The organism is Paenibacillus sp. J22FR21, from assembly GCF_056269135.1.
Genome location: NZ_JBWDNJ010000013.1, coordinates 41,854 through 63,284, shown reverse-complemented (window position 1 = coordinate 63,284; position 21,431 = coordinate 41,854). Strand labels below are relative to the sequence as shown.

Genomic DNA, 21,431 nt, shown 5'->3' with positions numbered 1-21,431 from the left:
TTTCCCCTCAGCATGAGCTAAAACAGCCAAATGTTGCGCGATATGCAACATTTGGCTATGGAATGGCGGTCAGGAGGCTAGTTTGGACGAAAATGTTGATTTCCGCGCAACATTTTCTCCGCTAGCCTCTCTTTTCGTTAGAAATGCTGCATGTTCTGCAACATTTCCTCTAGAGACGCGACTGTCAGGTGGATGGTGGGGGAGTTACTTGGAGATGAGTGGGTAGGGACAATTGACATAATAAAACGCCGCACGGCGAAGAGAACTTCGCTGTGCGGCGTTTAGATTTATCCGCTGCTGTTATTGACGGAGCTGCGGCATGGGTTGGAAGGTCATATTAATCGGCAAGTAGCTGCCGGATGCGAGCGTGAAGACAATGTCGAGCGTTTCCGCTGCTGCACCGGTACGGTAGAGCACGGCAGTTTCATTTTGAGTCAGAAGCGCACTGTCGGTTGTAACCGGCACGAGCTTCCCGTTAACGATGAAGGCTCCTGCATAGTGGCCGCCTCTGGCATTGATGCCGACAATCGTGTTAGGCGCGACTAGCACCTTCATTTTGTACAAGACACCGAAGTTGCCGAAATCGTACTCGAGCAGGCCGGTCATCTCGTCAATCCCATCCACGAGCTTGTCGATCTTGCTGTCTCCAAGTAAGATACTCTGCGGCTTCGCACCGACTGCTTCGGAGGTGCTGAGATCGATCACGCGGTCGGCGTAATCGAATGTGCCGCGAACATGCTTATTATCGCGAGGCATAACCGTCAAGGAATCGAGAATCGGCAGCGGATCTTGTTTATCCTGTACGACGACGATCCGGTAGCGAATAGTTGTCGTCGAAACGACATCGGCATAAGCGGAGAATACATCCCCCGGCTTAACCGGCACATTCGACATTTCAGGGACCAGTACCTTGGATTCGCCGGGAGCTAGGGTCACGTAGTTAGCCGGTACATTTTTGCTTAGCGCATCCATATAGCGGATCGTGGCCATTTTGCCTGCCATAATGGTGGATTTGTCCGGACCGCCTTTGCCCCATGCGCCGATACCGACGGAAGCTAGGCCGGTACTGCTTGTGTTAGTCGCAATAAGGAACATTTTGACCGGGTAGCTTGCTCCATTCTCGTTATAGAAAAGGAAGCGGGTAGCTCCGGAAAGCTCCGTATCATATACAAGGCCGGTCGTCATCCAACGTTCAGGACTGTTGCTGTGAACAAGTCTTGCCGGTTCATTCGTGTAAGTATAGGAGAGGGTCGGGTAGTTGCGCACAGCCGTTCCATCCATCGTATATTTGCGTCCAATCGGCGTGAAGAGCAGGTTAAACTCATCTTCGGTGTACAAGATTTCCGGAATGACGGTAACCATCTTCGTAACAGTGCCGATCAGCTGCTCCCCATCTTTGACTTCGAGCGTGACCGGGAACTGACCTTCAGTGAAGAAAGCAGGCGAGTTACCCGTATATTTAGCAGATTTGATGTCATTACGGTCGTCGGTGCTCAGATCGGTATAGATGACAGGCTCGCCGATGCGATAAGTCGTTTTATCCGTTGTAAAATCAGCTACCGGCGGTTGATTCGGCATTTGCACGTTAACCGTAACGCTGAATGGCTCGCTCCATACGCCGTTCTCACCTTGCACCCAGTGCGTTACAACACGCATGCCGGCTTCCTGGAAGATGGACTCTCGTCCTTCCCAGCGCTCATGGGTGTTGGTTTCATCCACTACGGTAGGAACGCCGTTCACCAAATAATCGACAAGCGTTTGTTGTGCGAAAATCTCAGTAGGCTGCACTGCGAATTCCGCAGACGGCGGTGCCGCCCAGGTAATGACGGTGTCGATACCGCGTGCTGTAATGCGGCTTCCGGTCAAATTGGACCACATGCGAAGCGGTACCATGAGCGATCCCTTCAGGAGGAAGGTCGGGCCAGGTCCTTTCACGGATTCGCCGTTGCGTTTAATGATATCGCTGCCAGGCTTGAATCGAAGCTCGATGTCTCCGGCTTTCGCGATGGACTCTTTGGTCTTCGCATCATAAGAAAGCTTGTAGCCGAAAGGACCTGCAATCCCGTTCAGAGCGGCATAAGAAGAGCCGTTCTTGATCGTTAACGGCTGCGCGGCTTTCAGCGGCTTCTTGTTGAACAGCATCGCGGTGCTGTTCTTCTTCAGCAGAAGCTCGTTGTCCGGTGTGAGCATGCCGCTAATCGGGGCGACGTCCACAATCGGATTCGCGGTCGTTGAGTCCCCCGTCGTAGTTGGAGTCGTTACTGGTGCATCGGTCGTAGATGCGGGTACATCGACCGTTCCTTCCGCGGATAGCGGCGACGTTTGAAATAAAGTGAGTAGTGCCAGAGTACAGACAAGATAATGCTTAAGTGGTTTCATACGCGACTCCTTCTCTATTGTGAATCGATAATTTAGATGACCACTGTTTAAACGACTTTATTTACCAGAAAGTTGCGATGCTTGGAAAAGAATTATTATAATCGTAAATGGAATAGTGGGAGCCGGTTCGGCTTGGTGCTTATTTGTGTTAAAATAGGTGAAAAAATCCGATAGGCCAAATTCACATTCACATCACCGGGTAATTCTAATAGAACCTGTACTTTCTCATCGAAAGGATGATTGCAATGAATACGAAACCACTTAAAGAGAAAGCTGTAACGTTCTTAAGTCTGGTAGCCTCGGGGAAGGTGCGCGAGGCCTACGAGAGTTATGTAGGAGAGAGCTTCCGTCATCACAATTCTTACTTCCGCGGCGATGCAGATTCGCTCATGCTGGCAATGGAAGAAAACGCGAAGTTGAATCCTCACAAGACTCTTGAAGTCAAACGCACCCTCGAAGAAGGGGATTGCGTTATGGTCCACTCCCATGTGAAACAGAAGCCTGAAGACCTCGGAGCCGCTGTGGTCCACATCTTTCGCTTCGAGGACGGCCGCATCGTCGAATTGTGGGATTTAGGTCAGGCCATACCGGAGTATTCACTTAATGAGAACGGCATGTTCTAGCTGCGACAGCTGGCCGAGAAGAAAAAACCGCCGATTTCGGCGGTTTTTTCTTCTGCAGATGAAGGACGTGTCTCTAATAGCGGTTGCCCAATAACACTAGGATTTGATTCGGGCGAGTTCTTCTGAGCACATAATACCCTTGGTCAGCGCTGGTAGCTATGCCGGTATCGCTCGGTGCACATAGCCCGCCTGGCTGACAAGTTCCATCATCTCGTACCAGCAATTTGCCAACCATGCCTACAGCTACCCACTCCGGCCGATTTAATCGTGGAACGTAGTCTTGAAGCGGATTCCATTCGGGATTCAGGATAGGCTGCCTTTCTGTGCGCTCAGGCGAAATCAGCTGTCCCGACGCATCCAGCCACTCTGGAATCCGTACATCCTGATAAAGGGTTCGTCCCCACTCATCGGTCAGAAATTTGTGAAGCCAGCCCAGGTCTGCGCTATCGGATAGAAAAGCAGGCTTGCCGCTGGTAATGCCAACAATGTAGCGATCAGCAGAACTAGCTATCCGAACCTTGTCTTCGACGAGGGCAAGGAAATATCCCGGTTCGATTGGTTGTCCATCATAGGTTTCAAACATCTCCGCGTAGTCTGCAGCCGGACTGCTCACCGTTCCGTCGATTTTCACATCTCCGCTGCTTAATATTTTCGCTGCCAGGCCGGGCGCTTCCGGACTGGTTCCATTGGCCAAATACCACGAGTAACTCAGCTCGTTGGCAGAGCCGAATTTCCCCATGATGTGTACCCCTTCCAGCGAGTTTGTGGACGTGTTTAGCCCTTCCGCGTGCGAAAAGATACCGTCAGCGACCGTATTGACGCCTTGAGCATGGGCGGTAAATCCGCTTGCGGTCGTAATGGCTCCTTCTGCGTGCGAGGATTGACCGCTTGCAATGCTTTGGTTTCCTTCGGCATGCGAGACATCGCCGCTTGCGATTGTGCGTTGTCCTTCCGCATGCGCGAATATGCCGCTGGCTAGGTTCAGATTGCCTTCCACATGCGATGCTCTTCCGCTTGCGGTGTTGCTCTCTCCTTCGGCATGCGCGCATTGTGCGGAAGCGTACGTCTCCATTCCTTCGGCGTGGGAATTCAAGCCGGAGGCTTGGGTCAACTCCCCTTCGGCATGTGCATTCATCCCATCGGCTATTGTATTCATGCCCTCTGCATGCGAGCGGTCGCCGATCGCCTGTGTTACTTCACCTTCTGCATGCGCATAGATACCGGACGAAGTCGAGCCGCCGCCTTCCGCATGGGAAGCAGGTCCAATTGCAATCGTAAAGTAGCCCTCAGCGTGCGCGGCAAAACCGCTTGCAACGGACAGAAACCCTTCCGCATGTGAAGCCTCATTGGCGGCAGCCGTTTCTCTGCCTTCGGCATGCGAATAGATTCCCTCCGCGAGCGTACTTCCGCCTTCCGAATGGGAAGCGGGACCTTGAGCCGTATTTGCATAGCCTTCCGCATGAGAGGCAAACGCGCTCGCCGTGGATTGAAACCCTTCCGCGTGAGAGGCGTCCCCGCTTGCTAACGTATCTGAACCTTCAGCCTCGGAGCATGTCCCCGTGGCTTGTGCGTTACATGGTGCCATGTTGCAACATCTCCTTTGCTAAGCCATAATGATTATGAATCTATTTCCATATTATTACATGAGCGAGATTGTGCTTGGATGCTAGAGTTCTTTTTCTGAACGTATATAGAATTGAGTCACGGAAGGAGGCGAGCAGTGTGTCACACGATAGCTGGAGCAGTATAGACAATACAATGTTGGGGATTCCTGGGGGAGAAATCGAACTAAGGGACGGAGGTCCAGCTATGACCACAGACCATCAGCTTCAGCAGCTCTTTGATGAACCGATTGAACAGATTACCGCTCTCGATCCCGGTTACTCCGGGCATGCCAGCGACGTCTGGCTGGTTAAGACCGCTGCTGGGGAGCAAGTCGTACGTGCATCCAGAATGAAGGAAGCGCCGACCCATGAGTTTTGGTGGGGATGTTATGATTTATTCGGGATAGATCCCAGACATATGTGCCACTTCATAGCGAATGCTGCAATGCTCCGTACAATCGCTGAAATTCCGGCACCGCGAATACATAAGCATCAGATCAACGAGGGCGGAGAATATCTCGTCGTCGAGCGAATGAACGGACAAACACTGCGCTCGTTCACCCAGCAATCCGATGCGGTTCTGTATCAATTAGGCGTCTGGCTGGCGCGCGTGCATGCGCAGCGTTACGACTATTTCGGCAACCTTGCCGGCACTCAACGAGTTCCACAGCCAACATTCCATACACACTTGGCGAATACCATGAGGCAGCTCGTCCAAATCGATTATGCGAATGATATCAAGATTAAGGCTCAGCTCGATGCGATGCTTCATGCACTTGACGTTCTTCCGGTCCCGCAGCACTTCTGTCCTATTTTTATTGATCTGGATTCGTCACAGTTCCTATGCGAGGATGGGTTGTTGTCCGCGGTCGTCGATGTTGAAGCTTATGCAGCAGGTCCTCGTGAGCTTGATTTTGTCGGATTGGAGTATGTGCTCGATGAGCGCTCTGCGGCTTCTTTCCTCAAAGGTTATTCATCGATTCTCGCCCCTCCGGATTTAACTGACTATCGCACCGTGTATCGTTATTTCTATCGGTTGTTAGGCGTGCAAGGATCTGTTGATCTGGATCTATGGCTCAACCAGCAGGTGTTATTTGAGTGAAACGGAGAATCGCCCCATGAAGAAAAAGAAGAAAACCAGAGATATGGTTTATGTCAGCCAAATGCATCCGAATAACTGCTTCTATTCGTATGGAATTGAATTTCATGAGTTTATGTATAGTGTGTCTCCCAGACCGGAGAACCTGATCCTGCTCCAACATCAATTTTCGAATGAGCAATGGAATCCGCACTCTCGGCTCGATTATGTGACGCGGGAAGAGCTCGATGAGTTGATTGAGGACGATGTTTATGGTTATGGGGATTTTTGTTGGGTGGATTTCGCGCGAGAAGAGGATCTGGATGCATTAAGCGACAATCAAATTGCCGAATTATTATTCTTCGGGCATTTCGCCAGACCGTTGCACCAGGTGCCTAAGTTGAGATTTGCGTATTACGCGCATGATGATGGGTGGTTCAACAAGCTCTTTGTGACGGACCTGCATGATTATGAAGAGCTTCTCGCCAACGTGATTGTCGAGAAGCTTCGGAAGTTAACGGGAAGAGAATTTGGACCTATTCCGACCGAAATCTCTACGGCACTATTGGAATCTACCCGAGATGGATTACTCATTGATTTGTCCAAAGCGATCAAGGATACTGCTGAATATAAAATACCGATTGCGGCTGTTGGTCATTTCACGGATATGGACAACGTCTATGAGTTACGTAATGAGATTTGTGATTATAGCACATGGCTGGTTTATTCAAAGTCGGTTTGGAAACTTATCAATTAACTTTGAGGATCGAGTAGATCCACTTCCCAGAAACAAGGAAAAATGTTATTGTTCATATAGGAACAAATGTTCTTTTTTCTGTGGGAGGGCGAAGTGAAATGCAAGCTGTTGAAGCCAAGAGTATTCTAATTCCTAATAAATACCCTGCCGGTTGGTTTGGGACTAAATATACCATGAATCTGTATCGCGGCTGTGACATCCAGTGTATCTACTGCGATTCGCGAAGTGAGCGGTATGGGATCGACGACTTTCACAATGTTACGGTCAAAACAAATGCGCTGGAGCTGCTTCGTAAGGAGCTGGCTGCAAAGAGAAGCAGAGAATCGACGATCGGTACGGGTTCGATGAGTGATCCGTATACGCTGATGGAACGCAAGCTGCTGATGACGCGGCGTGCACTGCAAATGATTGCCGAGTTCCGGTTTCCGGTACATATTACAACGAAGAGCGACCTCATTCTCCGAGATTCCGACGTCCTGCAGCAGCTAAGCACGAAGTATGCCTCTGTTGCGGTGACAATTACGACTCCTAACGACGAGCTGGCCCACAAATTGGAGCCTCATGCAGCTTCCTCAACAGAGCGATTCCGCACGCTTGCTGAACTTGAGAAGCTTGGAGTCGTGACGACGATGACGATGATGCCTATTCTGCCCTTCTTGGAAGATCAAATGGATAACATTGATCAGCTTGTTGAGCGGGCTGCGGCCGCCGGTGTCAAACATATCATTGCGGCATTTGGCGTTACTTTGCGAGACCGGCAGCGGGCGTATTTCTATCGAAAGCTGGATGAGGAATTTCCGGGATTGAGCAATCAATATAGAAGGACATTTGGACTTGCCTATGAGTGTAAGTCGAAGAACGAGAAGGAATTGGAGCTTCGCTTCCGTGAAGCCTGCTCGCTGCACGGAATATCAACCGAAATGCCCTATTATCAACCACCGGTTGCGGATTCGTTCCAAATGAGTTTGTTCGACGATGAGGAGTGTTCCTATGGATGACCTTGACATTGTACGCCAATTCTACGATGATACCGTGCATTATGAATGGGAGAGGCTCGATCGGCACAAGGTTGAGTTTGAGCTTAGCAAACGATATATGAACCGCTATATCAAGCCGGGTGATAAAGTTCTTGATCTCGGCGGTGGTCCGGGCAGGTATTCTCTTTATCTCTCGGAGCTTGGCTGTGAGGTGACGCTGGCTGATCTGTCGCCAAACAATGTGAGCTTTGCTCGGAACAAAGCGCAAGAGCTTGAGTTACCCCTTGAAGTGCTGTGTGCAGACAGCCGCGACTTATCGAGCATTGCGGATGAGCAGTTCGATCATGTGCTGTGCATGGGTCCGATGTATCATCTGAAAGAAGAGAAGGATCGAGCTGCGACCATTCAGGAATGCCTTAAGAAGCTTAAGCCGAACGGAGTCCTATTCGTATCCTTTGTTTCTTCTTATTCATTCGTTTGGGATTACTTCATCCGCAACCCGGCATTCATCCTAGCAGATGATCGCAGGTCTGAGCTTCAAACAATGATTGAGGATGCGAATTTTGCCGGACATGGATTCACGGACAACTATTACATCCGTCCCCGAGATGTAGCGCCGTTCTTTGAGGCCTTTCAACTGGAGAAGCTGCACGTGATCAATTGCGAAAGCTTCTTATACTTGCGGGAGCCGGAGCTTCTTGCGCAGCCGCCCGAGGTGGTATCGGCTTGGCTTGACTTGGCGGAGCAAGTTTGTGAGCGCGAGGAGCTATTGAGTTTAGCTGAACATTTCATGTATGTGGGTAGGAAGAAAGAATAGATGATCGTTACGTGGAGGGCTGCCGATCAGGTGGCCTTTTGTCATGCCGATAAAAGAATTTATGATAAACGAAAACCGTTTGCCGCTCTGCACAGTCTAACTTGTAGAAGAAGCATGATGGCAGGAGAGGAAACGCACGTATGGATAACGAATTGCTGGCTCTTGCAGCTAAACGCGGTGACGATGCGGCCTTCTACAGCCTCATTACGCAGCACAAGGATAAACTGTACCGAATCGCCTATTCGTATTTGAAGAACGAGAACGACGCTCTTGAAGCTGTGCAAGAAGTGACCTGTCGGGCCTACATGCAGATACACAAATTGAAGGAGCCTGGTTATTTCGGCAGTTGGCTGATACGCATACTGATGAACTACTGCGCGGACGAGACCAAGAGGCGGTCTCGCCGGAATGAGATACAGCAAGTAGCGGCCGGTGCCGAAGAGCTGCATGTGGCGAGCGGCGAGTCTGCTTTGCTGGAGAGAGTCATGCTTGAATCAGCGGTAGAACGGCTGGATGCTAACTATCGGACCGTCATTGAGCTGAAATATTATCATGATCTAACGATCACCGAAATTGCGAGAACGTTAGAGAAGCCGGAAGGTACGATCAAAACATGGCTGCACAAAGCACTCGGCGGACTGCGGAAGCGGCTGGAGAAGGACGGTGAACCTCATGAATGACTTTCGCGATTCGAGCGAGCAGGAGTGGCCGCAGTTGGAGGCAATGAAGGAAGAGATTAATCAAATTGCGGTTCCCGGGACGATCGATGAGAGGATTAGGAATGGCATGCGTCTTGGCCGGCAACGCAGAAGGCGCCGCACTGTAACTAGATTCGCATCTTATACAGCATGTCTGCTGCTTCTGACTATGGTAGCTTCAGTCCGCTTCTCGCCTGTTGTTGCGGCCTATGTCGGTGATTTGCCCGGACTTCGGTCACTCGTGGAGCTTATTAATTATGACAAAGGGCTGGAGCTGGCATTGGAAAATGATTTTATGCAGCCGGTCGGCCTCTCCGAGGAGCATGACGGTATTAAGGTGACCGTGGATGGTGTACTAGCCGATGAATCGAGAGTAATTGTTTTCTATACGCTCACGAATATGGATGGACGGAAGCGGGTCGTCAATCTTCAGAAGATCGATCTACGTAATGGCATAGAGTTCAGCAGCGCGCATGGTTCCTCGAATTTCAGCGAAGAGTGGGTAAGCAAGCAAGGGACCTTCGAGTTTAACTTTCAAGAGGGAGCTGAGATTCCGGATACGCTCAATCTGGAGCTTACGGCCGGTAAGGACGAGAAGACAGCTACCAGTCAAGTATGGAAGTTTGCGGTCCCTGTGGACAAAGCGAAGTTTGAAGGCTTGAAGGAAACTATTGCGATCAATAAGACAGTTACCGTGGAAGGTCAACATATTACCTTTGAGAAAATGACCGTATATCCGACCCGGATTGGGCTGGAAGTAGCTTTCGATCCTGCCAACACGAAGAAGATATTCTACTTTGACGATATCCGGATCGAGGATGAGCGCGGTGAAACATTCGGGACCATCACTAACGGCGTATCCGGTTCGACCATAAGCGAGTATCGGCAAGTGCTCTACTTCCAGAGCAACTATTTCCGCAAACCGGACCGGCTTTATCTAAAGGCCGGCAGCATTCGGGCATTGGACAAAAACAAGCTGGAAATCAAGATTGATCTTGATCATAAGAAGCTGCTGTCGGGTCCGGACGATAATCTAATTCTTCAAGACATCGGCACCAGCAAGGAAGACGGTCAGCGCATACTTGTCTTTAAGTTAAAGAGTGATAATCCGCTCGATAAGAACCGTGGGTACAGCTTATTTGACATGAGATTCAAGGATGCATCCGGTAAATCCTTCGAATCGGGTATGACAGGAACGTCCGGCGACATGTTCCAATATTTCATGAAGAAGGCGAACTATCAGAGTCCGCTGACGCTCACGATTACCGATTACCCAACACGAATCGAAGGGGATATTAAGCTGAGAATTAAGTAGTCCATTCTTGAAAGGCCGCCATTCGTGGCGGTCTTTTTAATAGGTCAGTAACCTTTTTGACGCGTAAACGTCTAAGATCTATGAAGATATCCTAATTCATGGTACTGGGGTGGAGTGGAAGTGAGACAATCTCGTTTACTAAAGTTGATCGTGCTCGTTTGTATGGCTAGTTTCATGCTGCCAATAGGAGCTTCGGCGGAAAGCCTGCAGGAGCCATCGATGACAGTTGGAGGAAACGTAATTACGAATGTGAAACAAGTTGCTTCCGGATACGCAAGTACGCTTGCGCTGAAGAATGACGGGACGGTCTGGTCCTGGGGGGCTAACCTTGCGTCTCGCCTGACAACGACCGCCGTTCAAGTTCCGGGCATATCGGATGTGGAGTCCATTTCGTTTTCTTCGACTTATTCGGATACGGCCGCTTTCGTGAAGAAAGATGGGACGGTATGGATGTTGGGGAGTTTACGTTATGGCACTTTCGACGGCGTAACTTATTCGTCAACCGATTCCCTATTCACGAGAGTTCCCAAACAAATGGATGGACTTCAAGACGTGAAGGCTATTGAATTAGGTTATCATGCTGCGTTCGCGCTGAAGAAGGATGGAACGGTCTGGGCATGGGGAAGCAACGAGTATGGCGAATTAGGGAATGGAAAAGTGAAATCCCTCGCCGCACCGGCCCTTGTGGCGGGTTTGCCTCCAATAACAGCCATACATAGCGATGGTATTACAGCCTTCGTAATCGACAAGAACGGTCAACTCTGGTACTGGGGATCACCGTATTGGTATTATTACCAGACGGGGAAACAAGCCGTCATTTCGAAACCAAGACGGTTCGAGAAGCTTGATCATATCAAGGCAATTACAAGTTCGGGAAGCTCTACGCTGCTTCTGCGCACGGACGGTACAGTGTGGTCGTTTGGAGATAATTACGGCGGCGTGCTGGGTAGAAACAAAGATCCGTTGGAAGAGCCGCTCCATCTCGTGCAAATCCCAGAGCTTCAATCGATAGATAAACTATCTTGCGGTTATTTGCAATGTTTGGCGCTCGATCAGCTTGACCAGGTATGGGTATGGGGTAATAACTCTTACCGTCAGATCGGAGACGGTTTGCAGCCGCATCGATTCGATCACCCCGTCAAGCTTGCGAATCAGCAGGCAGTAGAGGTTGTCAGCGGATTTCGGTCTTCTTTTCTCATTAAGAAGGATGGTACATTGTGGGGGGCCGGCTTAAACCGCTATGGTCAGATTGGCCGCGGGACATTAGGTCAGCTTGGAGGAGAGGAGGGCTTCGGCGTTCCTCCTTACTCGTATGAACCGTACTCATGGGGAACCTTCTCCGTTACCAAATATGAGCCCGTATTGGAGGCTCCACGTGTGCTGGTGAATGGGAAGCAAATTGTCATGTGGTCGATGCAGGTCGATGGTAGCGTTTATGCCTCTGTCAGAGGAATGATGGAAGCGATGGGTTATCGAATGACGTGGAACGCTCAGGACAAAATTGCTGTTGCGCTAAAGGATGGCAAGGAGTTCTCCTTCCATACAGAAGAAACAGGCGGCATTTATGTGAATGGGCAGTCTACCGCCATAGGTAAGGAAGTATATAGTGTAAGAGGTGAATTGCTGGCGCCTGTCCGTGAACTCGGTGCGGCATTTGGCTGGACTACGGGATGGGAGCCTGATAGCAATACGATTCGAGTGTCGGAGTAGAATGGAGCATAGTGGAGGAGAAGCCTTAGTATGAGCAAGCAATATCAGTTTCGGCAAAATGAAATCGAACAAATCGTGAGTCACTTTGGGCAAGCGTTCTATGAGAAGGTGTTGCGGGATCTCGAAACCTTCGCCGATCAATGGGCGCTCAGCGCAATTCAGCTCATTCCTTCCTATTCTGCAAACCTGGTGTTTACATGCGAATCAGAGAGATTCGGAAGCGCCGTACTTAAGATCGGCAGAATTTCCTCGGAAGAGATAAACACGGAATATCATACGCTGCACCATTATGATGGCAGACGATTCTGCAACGTGTATGCGGCGGATGTGGTTCGAGGCGTGCTGCTTGAAGCGTGCGTCAAGCCGGGCAATCCGCTAAGGGAAGAGACTTCGCTTGCGGCAAGATTGGACGTATTCAGCTCACTGCACACAGACCTGCACATAGCGGCAGATAACGCAGAGTTATATCCGACTTATGTAGATTGGGTCAGCAGAATAACCGAGTACATGAGCAAGCAGCAAGATTGCAGCGAATTAGCAGCCTACATGAAGAAAGCAGAAGATATCTGCCTATCGGTGGCTGCAGTGTATACACGGCAGATGCTGCTGCATGGCGATTTTCATCATGATAATATTTTGCTTGGGCAGGATGGCGTCTATCAAATCATTGATCCGAAAGGTGTAATAGGCGATCCGGTGTTTGACGTTCCGCGCTTTATCCTAAATGAATTTGATGATGATTATTCGGAGAAAGGCTATGCGAAAATCAACGAGATTATCGTCGTACTTGAGAAGAAGCTAGGCATTCCGAGCGCGATCATCAGACAATGCCTCTTCGTCGAAACGGCGATGGGCTCATGCTGGAGTGCAGAGGATGGTGCAACAGCGGAGGCGTATTCGGATCTTGTCAAACAGGTTGCTTTTGCTGAATCGATCATGAACGGTTGATTGCTCACTTGGATGCAGGTACAGGTTAGGGGGAATTTGAGATGGAAAAAACCATTACAGACCTCTTTCATCGTCATGGCGTCCTTGCTATTGCGGCGGAGAGATATGGGATCAGCATGGAAGAGGTAACTTTAATCGGTGGTTTTCAAAACTTCGTATACGAGTATCAGCGTAATGGGCGCGAATATATATTGCGAATAACGCCGGGAAGCCGACGTACAGTCGGAGCGGTAAAAGCAGAGCTGGAATGGATCCAATATTTGGTGAGCCACGGCATTTCAGCTTCGATGCCGATTCATTCTGCGGCCGGTGAGTGGACGGAAGTGATTGTGACAGCAGAGATGTTCTTTACTGCGGTTTCCTTCGAGAAAGCGTCAGGGCAGAAGGTGAATTATCCGGCATGTCTGGATGACGATGCGTTATTTGAAACTCTTGGTAGAATCACGGGCAAAATGCATGCTTTATCGAAGCTGTATCAGCCTGAAGACGACAGCACTCGCAGATTGGAATGGCATCAGAACGATTACTTGAAAGACATCGATATTCTTCCTCCCTCCCATCAGCGCGTGAAAGAGAACTACAGTCAGATGGTTAGCCGGCTGAACGAAATGCCAACGGATCGCGATGCTTATGGACTTATTCATGGGGATATGGGAGTCGGTAATTTTGTCAGAGATGAAGGCGATGGGAAGATCACGCTGTTCGATTTCGACGAAGCGCAGTACAGCTGGTTTGTTGAGGATATCGCGATCCAGTTGTACTATCTGGTTTATGTCTATGGAGGCGAAGATGGACGAGAGCTGAGGGAGGATCAGGCTCGCAGATTCATGCGTTCATTCATGAAAGGCTATAGCCTCGAAAACACGTTGGGTGAAGACGATTTGAAGCAAATCCCGTTGTTCTTAATGCTGAGAGAGTTGATCGTTTACATCGGGGCATTTCGCGATTATGACGGGGATGAAACGTTCAGCAGCTCGGATAATCAGTGGTTTAAGGATTGGATTGCTGAGAGTAAGGTTAGGTTGGAGAGTAACGATCCTATTGTGGATATTTGGTAATTTAAGGTGAGGAGGGCGTAAGCAGCCAAGGTTGCGGCTTGGCGCGGCCAACATGCTGCTTGTGGCGGTTGGCCCCCTCCTAACAAGGAAATGTTGCATAATTGGCAGCATTTCATGACATTATCAGTTTGTATCACCCCCCCCCCCCTGTGCCAGATCGTTGTTCCCTCTCGCCAACTTATCCATTTTAAGGTATTTAACGCAACATTTTTCAGGTGCACTCGTCTAATGGTCATCCGGCTTTAATAAACAGGAGGATGATCCCTTGCTTCTTTATAAAAGACGATTTCCCTTTCTTGTCACCACCGTGTTAGTTGTAACGATACTGCTTAACATCCCCATTTCTGCTTCTGCAGAAGACAGTTCCGGAGCTGTTAATACGTCCAAAGCGAGCGGAATTAAGGTGATGATGAACGGATCCATGCACGAGTTGGACTCCGCTCCGATCGTTTCCAGAGGCAATGTGTACTTATCTGTACGTGATATGGGTCAACTGCTTGGAACGATTGTGTCCTGGAATGCTGCAGCCAAGATGGTGTCCATGAAATACCCGGAACTCTCCGTGAAACTGAGTTACGGTTCTAAGACCGCAACCGTTAATGACCGTCAAGTCGCACTAACAGCACCTCTTCTTAACTTACAAGGACGAATCTACGCTCCGCTTCGTTTCTTCTCTGAAGCTACTAAGGCCGAGGTCGTCTGGGATCAAACGAGCAAAACCGTTCGAATTACACGCAAGGATACATACATCAGACCAAGCTCGTGGAGCTATATTTGGCTGAACCCTGTGACGAGTGAGATTTATAGAGCGCTCAGTGAACAGCATCCTGTCGTTCTTATCGGTAAGTTGGAAGGCACTGTGAAAGGCGATCTATCCTTCTATAACGGGGGAGTAAGCGGCCCGAGCAACATCCTTACAGCTGTAGACAAATATACAGACGATAAGTTAGTTCTTCACTATGATGAATATAGCATGCTTGTTCGAGACAACAAGATTGTGAGCCAAAAGAAAGCATCGTATGTGCACAGCTATGAGTCCAATGTAACCTACTTCCAACTGTATCGACCGGATGGCTGGTTACAGCGAATCGTACTATCCGATGGCAAAATCGTGACCGTGGTTGATGAACAAGGCACTACGATAAACGACTATGATTTACCGGCACTTACTGGCAGCGATGAGGTATTTACCGTACTTACAATCGGTGATGATTATTTGGTCGTTCGGCCGAATCGATCAGGACTCCTCTCGCTTATCGACCTGAAAGATCACTCCGTCGTTGTGTTGGCGGATAAGCTATTGACTGGTGAAGAGCGGACGAATGCTTTGAACAATAAGGCCTTGTACAGTCTAGATGGGCTATATTATGCCGGCGATATAGGACATGGTTCGCTGGAGTTCATGTACTACAATCCCTTGGATAAGACGAATCGCTCTGTTCGTTTAACTTACGATCGGCCCTCTTACGAGGAGGAACGGAATAATCTGCCGAAGGCCAAAACGCTCAGTGAATTAGCGGCTGCATGCAGTCCGGAAACCATAACATCCGTAAATCTACAGGATGGGGATCTCTTATATGTTCCACTAATTAGTACCCATAAGGCCGACCATGAATCGATAAACAAGGTCTGCCGGATGCTGAAGAAATTCGTTAAGAGTGGTGTTGAGGAAGCTGCTTCCACTGCTGAAGTTGAAACATTTTTTCACGGGATGTCGATCAGTTTCGCGGACGGGAGCTACTTACAGGTGTATGAAGCGGGGCAAGGCAGATTGGCTACTGGATTAGGACGCGGGAAACAGCTAGTACTGGACGACCTAGAGGCTTATAAGGATTTCAAGCATCTGAAAATACTTCCGCCGAGAGATGGGGGTTGAGAAGATTGTTAGAGGTTAAAAGTGGCTGCGATGTTCTGCAGCGAAGCTGCCTTATGTTGATGCGGTGTTAAGCTAACGAACCCACAGGGCGTTATTAATATCGGACCAACAATAGTCGAGAACATTTTATAAATAAACTCAATCTAGTTGGATTAGATTTCCTATGGCATGATGTAGATGCTGAGTTAAAATCAAATCCATCATGAGCCACCGAGGGGGATCGGTAAATGCTAAAACTTCCTGTCTATCATTCTGTTATATCTTCTGATGCATTAGCTATTGCAATAAACGATCATTATGAAATAGGAGACGTTAGGGAATGCCGGTTTCTATCGAATGGGCTCAATGATACTTATATTCTGAAGACCCGAACAAGCAAATACGTTCTTCGGATTTATAAAGAGCATTGGCGGAATAAACATGACGTTGATTTCGAAGTGGGATTATTGAAATATTTGGATAACAAAGAAATTCCGGTATCGGCGCCAGTCCCCAGAAAGGACGGAGGTTACGCAATTGAACTAGATGCCCCTGAGGGTGAGCGCTACGCGGTTCTGTTTACGTATGCGGAAGGCGGCTATTCCGATACCAAAGCGAGCTCGGAGCTGTATGGTGAGCAGGTGGCCAAGATGCATCTGGCTATGGACGACTTCAACTGTAGTCAGGAAAGATTCAAGGTTGATCTGGAGCATTTGCTTAAAGAACCACTTCACAACATTCGACAATCGAAATTGTTATCTCACAGACCAGAGGACATCGATTATCTGGAATCATTGTCTCAAGTATTGTCGAGTCGCATAGCTGAAATTTCAACAGAGTTGGAATGGGGGATGTGTCACGGTGATCTTCATGGAGGCAACGTACATTTTCATGAAGGTGCTTTAACCCATTTCGATTTCGATTGTGGCGGCCTTGGATGGAGAGCTTATGATGTGTCCGTTTTCTTATGGAATAGGGTGAGAGGGAAAGAGAAGGAAGATTACGACAATGAGCATTGGGTTGGTTTCCTGGATGCCTATCAGAAGGTTAAAGTGCTAGGTGAATACGATCTTAAATCGATACCTATATTTGTAGCGATTCGTGAAATATGGTTAATGGGTCTCCACACCGGCTTCGGGCATGTCTGGGGCGCTTGGCAGGACGATCATTATTTTAACACGAATCTGAAGTTTCTCCGGAATTGGTGCGAGCATCATGCAATCCGTGCAACGGCATGATCCATTGCTCAGTGTCTCAACTCCCAAAGACTGCCTGCCGGCAGTCTTTTTTGCGTTGCAACTTTTTGAAGCGATTCACGTCTTAATTAAAGTGTAAAAATATAGAAGTTGAGATCATATAAGGAAGGTGCAGTGTAGATGAAACCCATTCGGAGATCTAGGCTGCGGCTTATGATGGGGACTGCTTATTTTACATGGCGCAGATATGCTCGGTGGCTGTTCGGAGGTATCTCATTCGCGCAGACATTCGCAGTGGAACCGCTGGAACATGTGGTATTTCATCATTCAACGCCAACGCTGCGGAAGCTGAAGGACGTGGATATGTGGCTGCAGCATAACAAAGAGATTAATTTGGCGCTTGCGATTCAACGACTACAAGGGCTCGTCATTGCTCCGGGAGAGACCATGTCTTATTGGAAGCTGATCGGACGAACAACTGCGCGAAAAGGCTATGTGCCGGGCATGGTTTTGCACTATGGAAAATTCAAGTCAGGGTTAGGCGGAGGGTTGTGCCAGCTATCGAATTTAATTTATTGGATGACGCTGCATACGCCTCTTACCGTCGTGGAGCGCCATCGTCATAGCTATGATGTGTTTCCGGACGCGAACCGTACACAGCCCTTCGGCAGTGGAGCGACTTGTTCTTATAATTACTTGGATCTTATGATTATGAATTCGACGTCAGTTCCCTTTCAACTGGTGCTTGAGTTGAAAGACCATGTTCTTACAGGCGAGTGGCGCGCGAGCGAGAAGCCGCTGCATGCATACGAAATCTATGAGAAGGAGCATCGCATCGAGCAGCAGTATTGGGGCGGTTATGTTCGGCGAAACGTGCTTCATCGCCGTGTCTACAATCATGATCGTGAACTGATTAACGATGAGTATGTCACCGAGAACCATGCACTCATGATGTACGCACCTTTATTAACAGAAGCGGCATCAGACTAATCGGATGGAGGTCCAAACGTTAAATGGTGAGCATCGGCTTAATGATTGTAACGGTATTTATTGTCATTGTTACACTGATGTTTGTTGTGGGGGTCATGTTGGATTTTATCAAGCCCAGTGTTCTTCAAGTGCAGCTCTTAGGGCTTCAACTAACGCTGTTTGGCATCTTAATCGTATTAGCTTTCCATGAATCAACAGGATATGGTGTGACGATTGGCATTATTGGGCTTGTTACAGGTGTGTTCGGTTCTTTCAGAGAAAAGGCAGATGTGACTAATAGTAACGGCAGGTGATGATGTGAAAAAGCTATGCTTTCTATTCCTGATCATGCTCTTCTGCGCGGGATGTACGGAGACAGAAGAAGAGAAGATGGATAAGTTATTTATGACAATGTCCGATCCGGATTCGTACGAATTCATTTACCAAGAAGAAGTGCCATTAGGAAGAATACTTCTCTATAAAGATGATACGGGTTTTCGGCACGCCTTTTACTCCAATGAACGAGGGGATTGGAACAGTAGTGGAAATGGAGAGGTAAACCCTGTAGAAGGGTTTGATTGGGGAATGATTAATGCTCCGTATATACCTAAGCTTACTTTTGCAGGTGTCATTACGGATGACGATATACAGAATGTGGTTGTTAAGCAGGTTACAGGAAGTAAGAAGGCTAAAATCATTTCAACGAGACAAGGCCGCTATTGGTTCGTATCCTTCGACGAGCTCGAAGCTGCCCCTATAAATGGACCAGACCCTCTTAAAATCGAAGCATCCGGAGCGGACGGTCAAGTCATTTGGAAAACAGGCATATATGATGGGGAGTATATCTCGGGCAAGGTAAGTAAAGCAGATACAACCGGGGAGAGCAGCTAATGAAAAAGCAGTTAGTTGGTATTGTAATCACCTGTGTGCTGGTTGTTTTGATCGTTGCACTGCAACAGACCGAAATCATGGTAGCGAGGGCAAATGGTTATGGTACATCTCCTGAAGGATACAGTCTCTCGATCAGCCCCTATGGCGATCGATTAATACCTTGCAGCTATGAGCAGGTTAACACGACAAGTGACGATACCAATATCAATATTTCGTATTCCATCGTTTACGAGCAGAATAAATGGTTCAACAACAATCCGCACATTGTGAAGATCCTTCGATTCGAAAGACCTTTTCCGGATAAACAAAATACGCAGGTTCAAGGCTTCTATTACCGGCTAGTGGATGAGTCGCTTGATGCGATAAACGAGGATACTTCTGTCTTCACCAGATTGGTTGAGAAACGAGAAATCTATAATAATCTAGCTGACGTTATCCCGCAATCCATTGTCATTCCTCATGCTGATACGATCAAACAAGCGAGGCAGTGGGTGGAACTGCATCATCCGGAGTTTCTGCAGCTATTGGATCAAACCGTCGTTGAAGCACCGGTGTTAAGCAGCTGGAAGCGTGACGGTTATCATCAAATTTACAGCAGTAAATCACCCGAGGGATATTCGACAGAGGATTATATTGACAGTACGACTTAGCGAGAGCATTAGCTTAATCTAACTATTGAATGGTATTGGAGTTGAAATCGATGTACCTGCGCAGTCTCGAACTGATTAGGAATGAGGAAACAGATCCGAAGCGCTACCCATTCTCCATACCAGCGTTGAAATATTTGAAGTCATTATCGTTTCGGACTAACGTGACCTTTCTGGTGGGGGAGAATGGTTCGGGGAAATCCACGCTGCTTGAAGCGATTGCGTTTCAATGCGGATTTAATACGGCCGGCGGTGGGCGGAACAATAATTATGATGTGGATGCCGCGCATTCCATTCTTGGAGAGCATCTTCGGCTGTCTTGGATGCCGAAGATTACGAATGGCTTCTTCCTGCGAGCAGAAACGTTCTATCAGTTCGCTTCGCATATTGATACGATGCCGGATAGCCTGCCGTATTACGGCGGTCGTTCGTTGCACAAGCAATCCCATGGGGAAGCATTCCTGTCGCTGTTCCAGCATCGATTCGGCAAGAAGGCGATCTATCTGCTCGATGAGCCGGAGGCAGCATTATCGCCTGCAAGGCAGCTGGCTCTAATGCGAGTCATTAAGGACCTGGAAGAGGATGCGCAGTTCATAATTGCGACGCATTCACCAATTCTGCTTGGCTACCCGGATGCTCAAATCGTTAACTTCGATGTCCATCCCATTGAGGAAATCAGGTATGAGGATACGCTGCATTATATCGTTACAAGGCGGTTTCTCGAGAATAGGAAGACGGTTCTTGATGAGTTGTTCTCGGATTCGGATGATGATGATGACGAGTGAAGGTGCATCTGGATAAAAGAAAGAGCTGCCCGTAATGCGGCAGCTCCCAGGTTTACGATTTGAGATAAGGAATTTTCAACACATCGCCTGCTTTAATATCGTCGTTATTTTGCAGATGATTGGTTTGTGCAATGTTGACAGCGTATTTAGCGGAACCATAGTGTTTCTTGGAGATGCTGGAGAGCGTCTCGCCCTGCTGCACAGTATGATTCGCAATCGGCTTCACGACCGGAATAGCCGGAATGATAAGGGAGCTTCCCGCGATCAAATTCTTGGTAGGATCCAGCTTGTTTTGTTTCACGATCAACTCTACATTCTTCTTCGTTTGATAGAATTGCAGGGAGATGGTAGACAAGGTATCGCCGGTGCGCACCAGATAGGTTGCCGGTAAGGTGACCTTGGAGTAGTCCATGTCCTGTGGCTTAGAAGCTGATGCTCCGGCAGTCGATGAGATCGCCGGAATCTTGATGGTATCCCCTTCGACCATATCATTAATAAACACAATATGGTTGTATTCCGCCAAGCGAGCGACATGCTGCTTCGAATGATAGAATTTCATCGAGATGGAGGACAGCGTGTCCCCTTTTTTGAGAACATAGGTCATCGGGTATTTCACGGCAGGCTTAGAGGCTGAGCTTGATGTTGGTTTACTAGTCGGCTTACTGACCGGTTTGCTGGCTTGGACGACCTTAATTTCCGGCTTCTCCGGCGTAACGACCGGGTCCGCAGCAGCCTCTTGATCGTTACTGGCCGAAGTCGCGGGCTTCGTGGTAGTAGTCGTGTTGCCAGTGGATTCCCCGGGAGCAGGCGCTAACTCATGAACAGCCTTGTCTCCGTCATCCTTGGTTGTAGAATCATGAGTGATCACTTGCATGCCCACGGGATCATTCCCTGTGGCGGCTTGCTTCGGTGCGGAGCCGGATTGTGCTGCATAAATGCTATACAGGATTCCACCAATAATAACGATACCTGCTGTTGCCTGTAGGAGGAGTAGGGTGGATTTCTTCTTTTGCGTACGAGCGGCTCTGGGCTGAAAACCTTTGTCTTTCGAGTTTCTGTTCAAAGCGCACACTTCCTTTCATGTTCAGAATCTCTATCATTCTTTATATCTTACTATAATTATC

Annotated in this window: 20 protein-coding genes; 17 read left to right on the top strand and 3 right to left on the bottom strand. The window is 48.6% G+C overall.

The genetic code is table 11. The features are described 5' to 3' along the window. Positions 1-300: 300 nt before the first annotated feature. A complete protein-coding gene (locus tag AC0YNS_RS29815; protein ID WP_475784561.1) occupies positions 301-2,379 on the bottom strand; it encodes a copper amine oxidase N-terminal domain-containing protein in 2,079 nt (692 codons plus the stop codon). A 245-nt stretch (positions 2,380-2,624) separates the two neighbouring features. Here AC0YNS_RS29815 and AC0YNS_RS29810 point away from each other — a divergent pair, with 245 nt between their 5' ends. After that, positions 2,625-3,002 (top strand): nuclear transport factor 2 family protein, encoded by a 378-nt coding sequence (locus tag AC0YNS_RS29810; RefSeq protein WP_475784560.1) that lies wholly within the window; start codon positions 2,625-2,627, stop codon positions 3,000-3,002. A gap of 73 nt (positions 3,003-3,075) precedes the next feature. Here AC0YNS_RS29810 and AC0YNS_RS29805 read toward each other — a convergent pair whose 3' ends face one another. Beyond that, positions 3,076-4,587, bottom strand: a complete 1,512-nt coding sequence (locus AC0YNS_RS29805) for a peptidase G2 autoproteolytic cleavage domain-containing protein (RefSeq protein ID WP_475784559.1) — start codon at positions 4,585-4,587, stop codon at positions 3,076-3,078. 224 nt (positions 4,588-4,811) lie between these two features. Between AC0YNS_RS29805 and AC0YNS_RS29800 the strand changes: the two genes are divergently transcribed. From AC0YNS_RS29800 to AC0YNS_RS29725, 16 genes are all read left to right on the top strand, one after another. Further along, positions 4,812-5,708 carry a phosphotransferase gene (locus AC0YNS_RS29800; RefSeq protein WP_475784558.1) on the top strand — a complete coding sequence of 299 codons (897 nt, stop codon included), beginning with the start codon at positions 4,812-4,814 and terminating at the stop codon, positions 5,706-5,708. A 16-nt stretch (positions 5,709-5,724) separates the two neighbouring features. Further along, complete coding sequence (locus tag AC0YNS_RS29795; RefSeq protein WP_475784557.1) at positions 5,725-6,441, top strand: hypothetical protein; 717 nt, start codon at positions 5,725-5,727, stop codon at positions 6,439-6,441. A 98-nt stretch (positions 6,442-6,539) separates the two neighbouring features. Continuing rightward, the gene (locus AC0YNS_RS29790) at positions 6,540-7,439 is read left to right on the top strand and encodes an SPL family radical SAM protein (protein ID WP_475784556.1); all 900 of its coding nucleotides are present in this window, start codon (positions 6,540-6,542) and stop codon (positions 7,437-7,439) included. Then, positions 7,432-8,235 carry a class I SAM-dependent methyltransferase gene (locus AC0YNS_RS29785; protein ID WP_475784555.1) on the top strand — a complete coding sequence of 268 codons (804 nt, stop codon included), beginning with the start codon at positions 7,432-7,434 and terminating at the stop codon, positions 8,233-8,235. The genes AC0YNS_RS29790 and AC0YNS_RS29785 overlap by 8 nt, the downstream gene beginning before the upstream one ends. 140 nt (positions 8,236-8,375) lie before the next feature. After that, complete coding sequence (locus AC0YNS_RS29780; RefSeq protein WP_475784554.1) at positions 8,376-8,915, top strand: sigma-70 family RNA polymerase sigma factor; 540 nt, start codon at positions 8,376-8,378, stop codon at positions 8,913-8,915. Beyond that, positions 8,908-10,248: a DUF4179 domain-containing protein gene (locus tag AC0YNS_RS29775; RefSeq protein ID WP_475784553.1), complete on the top strand. Its 1,341-nt coding sequence runs from the start codon at positions 8,908-8,910 to the stop codon at positions 10,246-10,248. The genes AC0YNS_RS29780 and AC0YNS_RS29775 overlap by 8 nt, the downstream gene beginning before the upstream one ends. A gap of 120 nt (positions 10,249-10,368) precedes the next feature. After that, the gene (locus AC0YNS_RS29770; RefSeq protein ID WP_475784552.1) at positions 10,369-11,958 is read left to right on the top strand and encodes a stalk domain-containing protein; all 1,590 of its coding nucleotides are present in this window, start codon (positions 10,369-10,371) and stop codon (positions 11,956-11,958) included. 30 nt (positions 11,959-11,988) lie between these two features. Further along, the gene (locus AC0YNS_RS29765) at positions 11,989-12,906 is read left to right on the top strand and encodes an aminoglycoside phosphotransferase family protein (RefSeq protein ID WP_475784551.1); all 918 of its coding nucleotides are present in this window, start codon (positions 11,989-11,991) and stop codon (positions 12,904-12,906) included. Between the two features lie 41 nt (positions 12,907-12,947). Further along, positions 12,948-13,964, top strand: coding sequence for a phosphotransferase enzyme family protein (locus tag AC0YNS_RS29760; protein WP_475784550.1), 1,017 nt, complete (start codon positions 12,948-12,950; stop codon positions 13,962-13,964). Positions 13,965-14,229: 265 nt separating this feature from the next. Beyond that, a complete protein-coding gene (locus tag AC0YNS_RS29755) occupies positions 14,230-15,840 on the top strand; it encodes a copper amine oxidase N-terminal domain-containing protein (protein WP_475784549.1) in 1,611 nt (536 codons plus the stop codon). A 227-nt stretch (positions 15,841-16,067) separates the two neighbouring features. After that, a complete protein-coding gene (locus AC0YNS_RS29750) occupies positions 16,068-17,057 on the top strand; it encodes a phosphotransferase (RefSeq protein WP_475784548.1) in 990 nt (329 codons plus the stop codon). A 138-nt stretch (positions 17,058-17,195) separates the two neighbouring features. Then, positions 17,196-18,005: a VanW family protein gene (locus tag AC0YNS_RS29745; protein WP_475784547.1), complete on the top strand. Its 810-nt coding sequence runs from the start codon at positions 17,196-17,198 to the stop codon at positions 18,003-18,005. 23 nt (positions 18,006-18,028) lie between these two features. Then, positions 18,029-18,298 carry a hypothetical protein gene (locus AC0YNS_RS29740; protein WP_475784546.1) on the top strand — a complete coding sequence of 90 codons (270 nt, stop codon included), beginning with the start codon at positions 18,029-18,031 and terminating at the stop codon, positions 18,296-18,298. 4 nt (positions 18,299-18,302) lie between these two features. Next, entirely contained in the window at positions 18,303-18,875 is a 573-nt protein-coding gene (locus AC0YNS_RS29735; protein ID WP_475784545.1) for a hypothetical protein, read from the top strand. Then, the gene (locus AC0YNS_RS29730) at positions 18,875-19,525 is read left to right on the top strand and encodes a hypothetical protein (RefSeq protein ID WP_475784544.1); all 651 of its coding nucleotides are present in this window, start codon (positions 18,875-18,877) and stop codon (positions 19,523-19,525) included. The genes AC0YNS_RS29735 and AC0YNS_RS29730 overlap by 1 nt, the downstream gene beginning before the upstream one ends. A 50-nt stretch (positions 19,526-19,575) precedes the next feature. Further along, the gene (locus tag AC0YNS_RS29725) at positions 19,576-20,307 is read left to right on the top strand and encodes an AAA family ATPase (RefSeq protein ID WP_475784543.1); all 732 of its coding nucleotides are present in this window, start codon (positions 19,576-19,578) and stop codon (positions 20,305-20,307) included. Between the two features lie 52 nt (positions 20,308-20,359). On the opposite strand, the gene AC0YNS_RS29720 is transcribed toward AC0YNS_RS29725, so the two are convergent. Further along, positions 20,360-21,370, bottom strand: coding sequence for a LysM peptidoglycan-binding domain-containing protein (locus tag AC0YNS_RS29720; RefSeq protein WP_475784542.1), 1,011 nt, complete (start codon positions 21,368-21,370; stop codon positions 20,360-20,362). Positions 21,371-21,431: the final 61 nt, after the last annotated feature.

Bases quoted from the DNA above. Each gene is read 5' to 3' on its own strand.
- AC0YNS_RS29785 (WP_475784555.1), top strand. From the start codon at position 7,432: ATGGATGACCTTGACATTGTACGCCAATTCTACGATGATACCGTGCAT.
- AC0YNS_RS29790 (WP_475784556.1), top strand. From the start codon at position 6,540: ATGCAAGCTGTTGAAGCCAAGAGTATTCTAATTCCTAATAAATACCCT.
- AC0YNS_RS29725 (WP_475784543.1), top strand. From the start codon at position 19,576: ATGTACCTGCGCAGTCTCGAACTGATTAGGAATGAGGAAACAGATCCG.
- AC0YNS_RS29760 (WP_475784550.1), top strand. From the start codon at position 12,948: ATGGAAAAAACCATTACAGACCTCTTTCATCGTCATGGCGTCCTTGCT.
- AC0YNS_RS29780 (WP_475784554.1), top strand. From the start codon at position 8,376: ATGGATAACGAATTGCTGGCTCTTGCAGCTAAACGCGGTGACGATGCG.
- AC0YNS_RS29740 (WP_475784546.1), top strand. From the start codon at position 18,029: ATGGTGAGCATCGGCTTAATGATTGTAACGGTATTTATTGTCATTGTT.
- AC0YNS_RS29815 (WP_475784561.1), bottom strand. From the start codon at position 2,379: ATGAAACCACTTAAGCATTATCTTGTCTGTACTCTGGCACTACTCACT.
- AC0YNS_RS29745 (WP_475784547.1), top strand. From the start codon at position 17,196: ATGAAACCCATTCGGAGATCTAGGCTGCGGCTTATGATGGGGACTGCT.
- AC0YNS_RS29730 (WP_475784544.1), top strand. From the start codon at position 18,875: ATGAAAAAGCAGTTAGTTGGTATTGTAATCACCTGTGTGCTGGTTGTT.
- AC0YNS_RS29750 (WP_475784548.1), top strand. From the start codon at position 16,068: ATGCTAAAACTTCCTGTCTATCATTCTGTTATATCTTCTGATGCATTA.
- AC0YNS_RS29810 (WP_475784560.1), top strand. From the start codon at position 2,625: ATGAATACGAAACCACTTAAAGAGAAAGCTGTAACGTTCTTAAGTCTG.
- AC0YNS_RS29800 (WP_475784558.1), top strand. From the start codon at position 4,812: ATGACCACAGACCATCAGCTTCAGCAGCTCTTTGATGAACCGATTGAA.
- AC0YNS_RS29765 (WP_475784551.1), top strand. From the start codon at position 11,989: ATGAGCAAGCAATATCAGTTTCGGCAAAATGAAATCGAACAAATCGTG.
- AC0YNS_RS29775 (WP_475784553.1), top strand. From the start codon at position 8,908: ATGAATGACTTTCGCGATTCGAGCGAGCAGGAGTGGCCGCAGTTGGAG.
- AC0YNS_RS29795 (WP_475784557.1), top strand. From the start codon at position 5,725: ATGAAGAAAAAGAAGAAAACCAGAGATATGGTTTATGTCAGCCAAATG.
- AC0YNS_RS29805 (WP_475784559.1), bottom strand. From the start codon at position 4,587: ATGGCACCATGTAACGCACAAGCCACGGGGACATGCTCCGAGGCTGAA.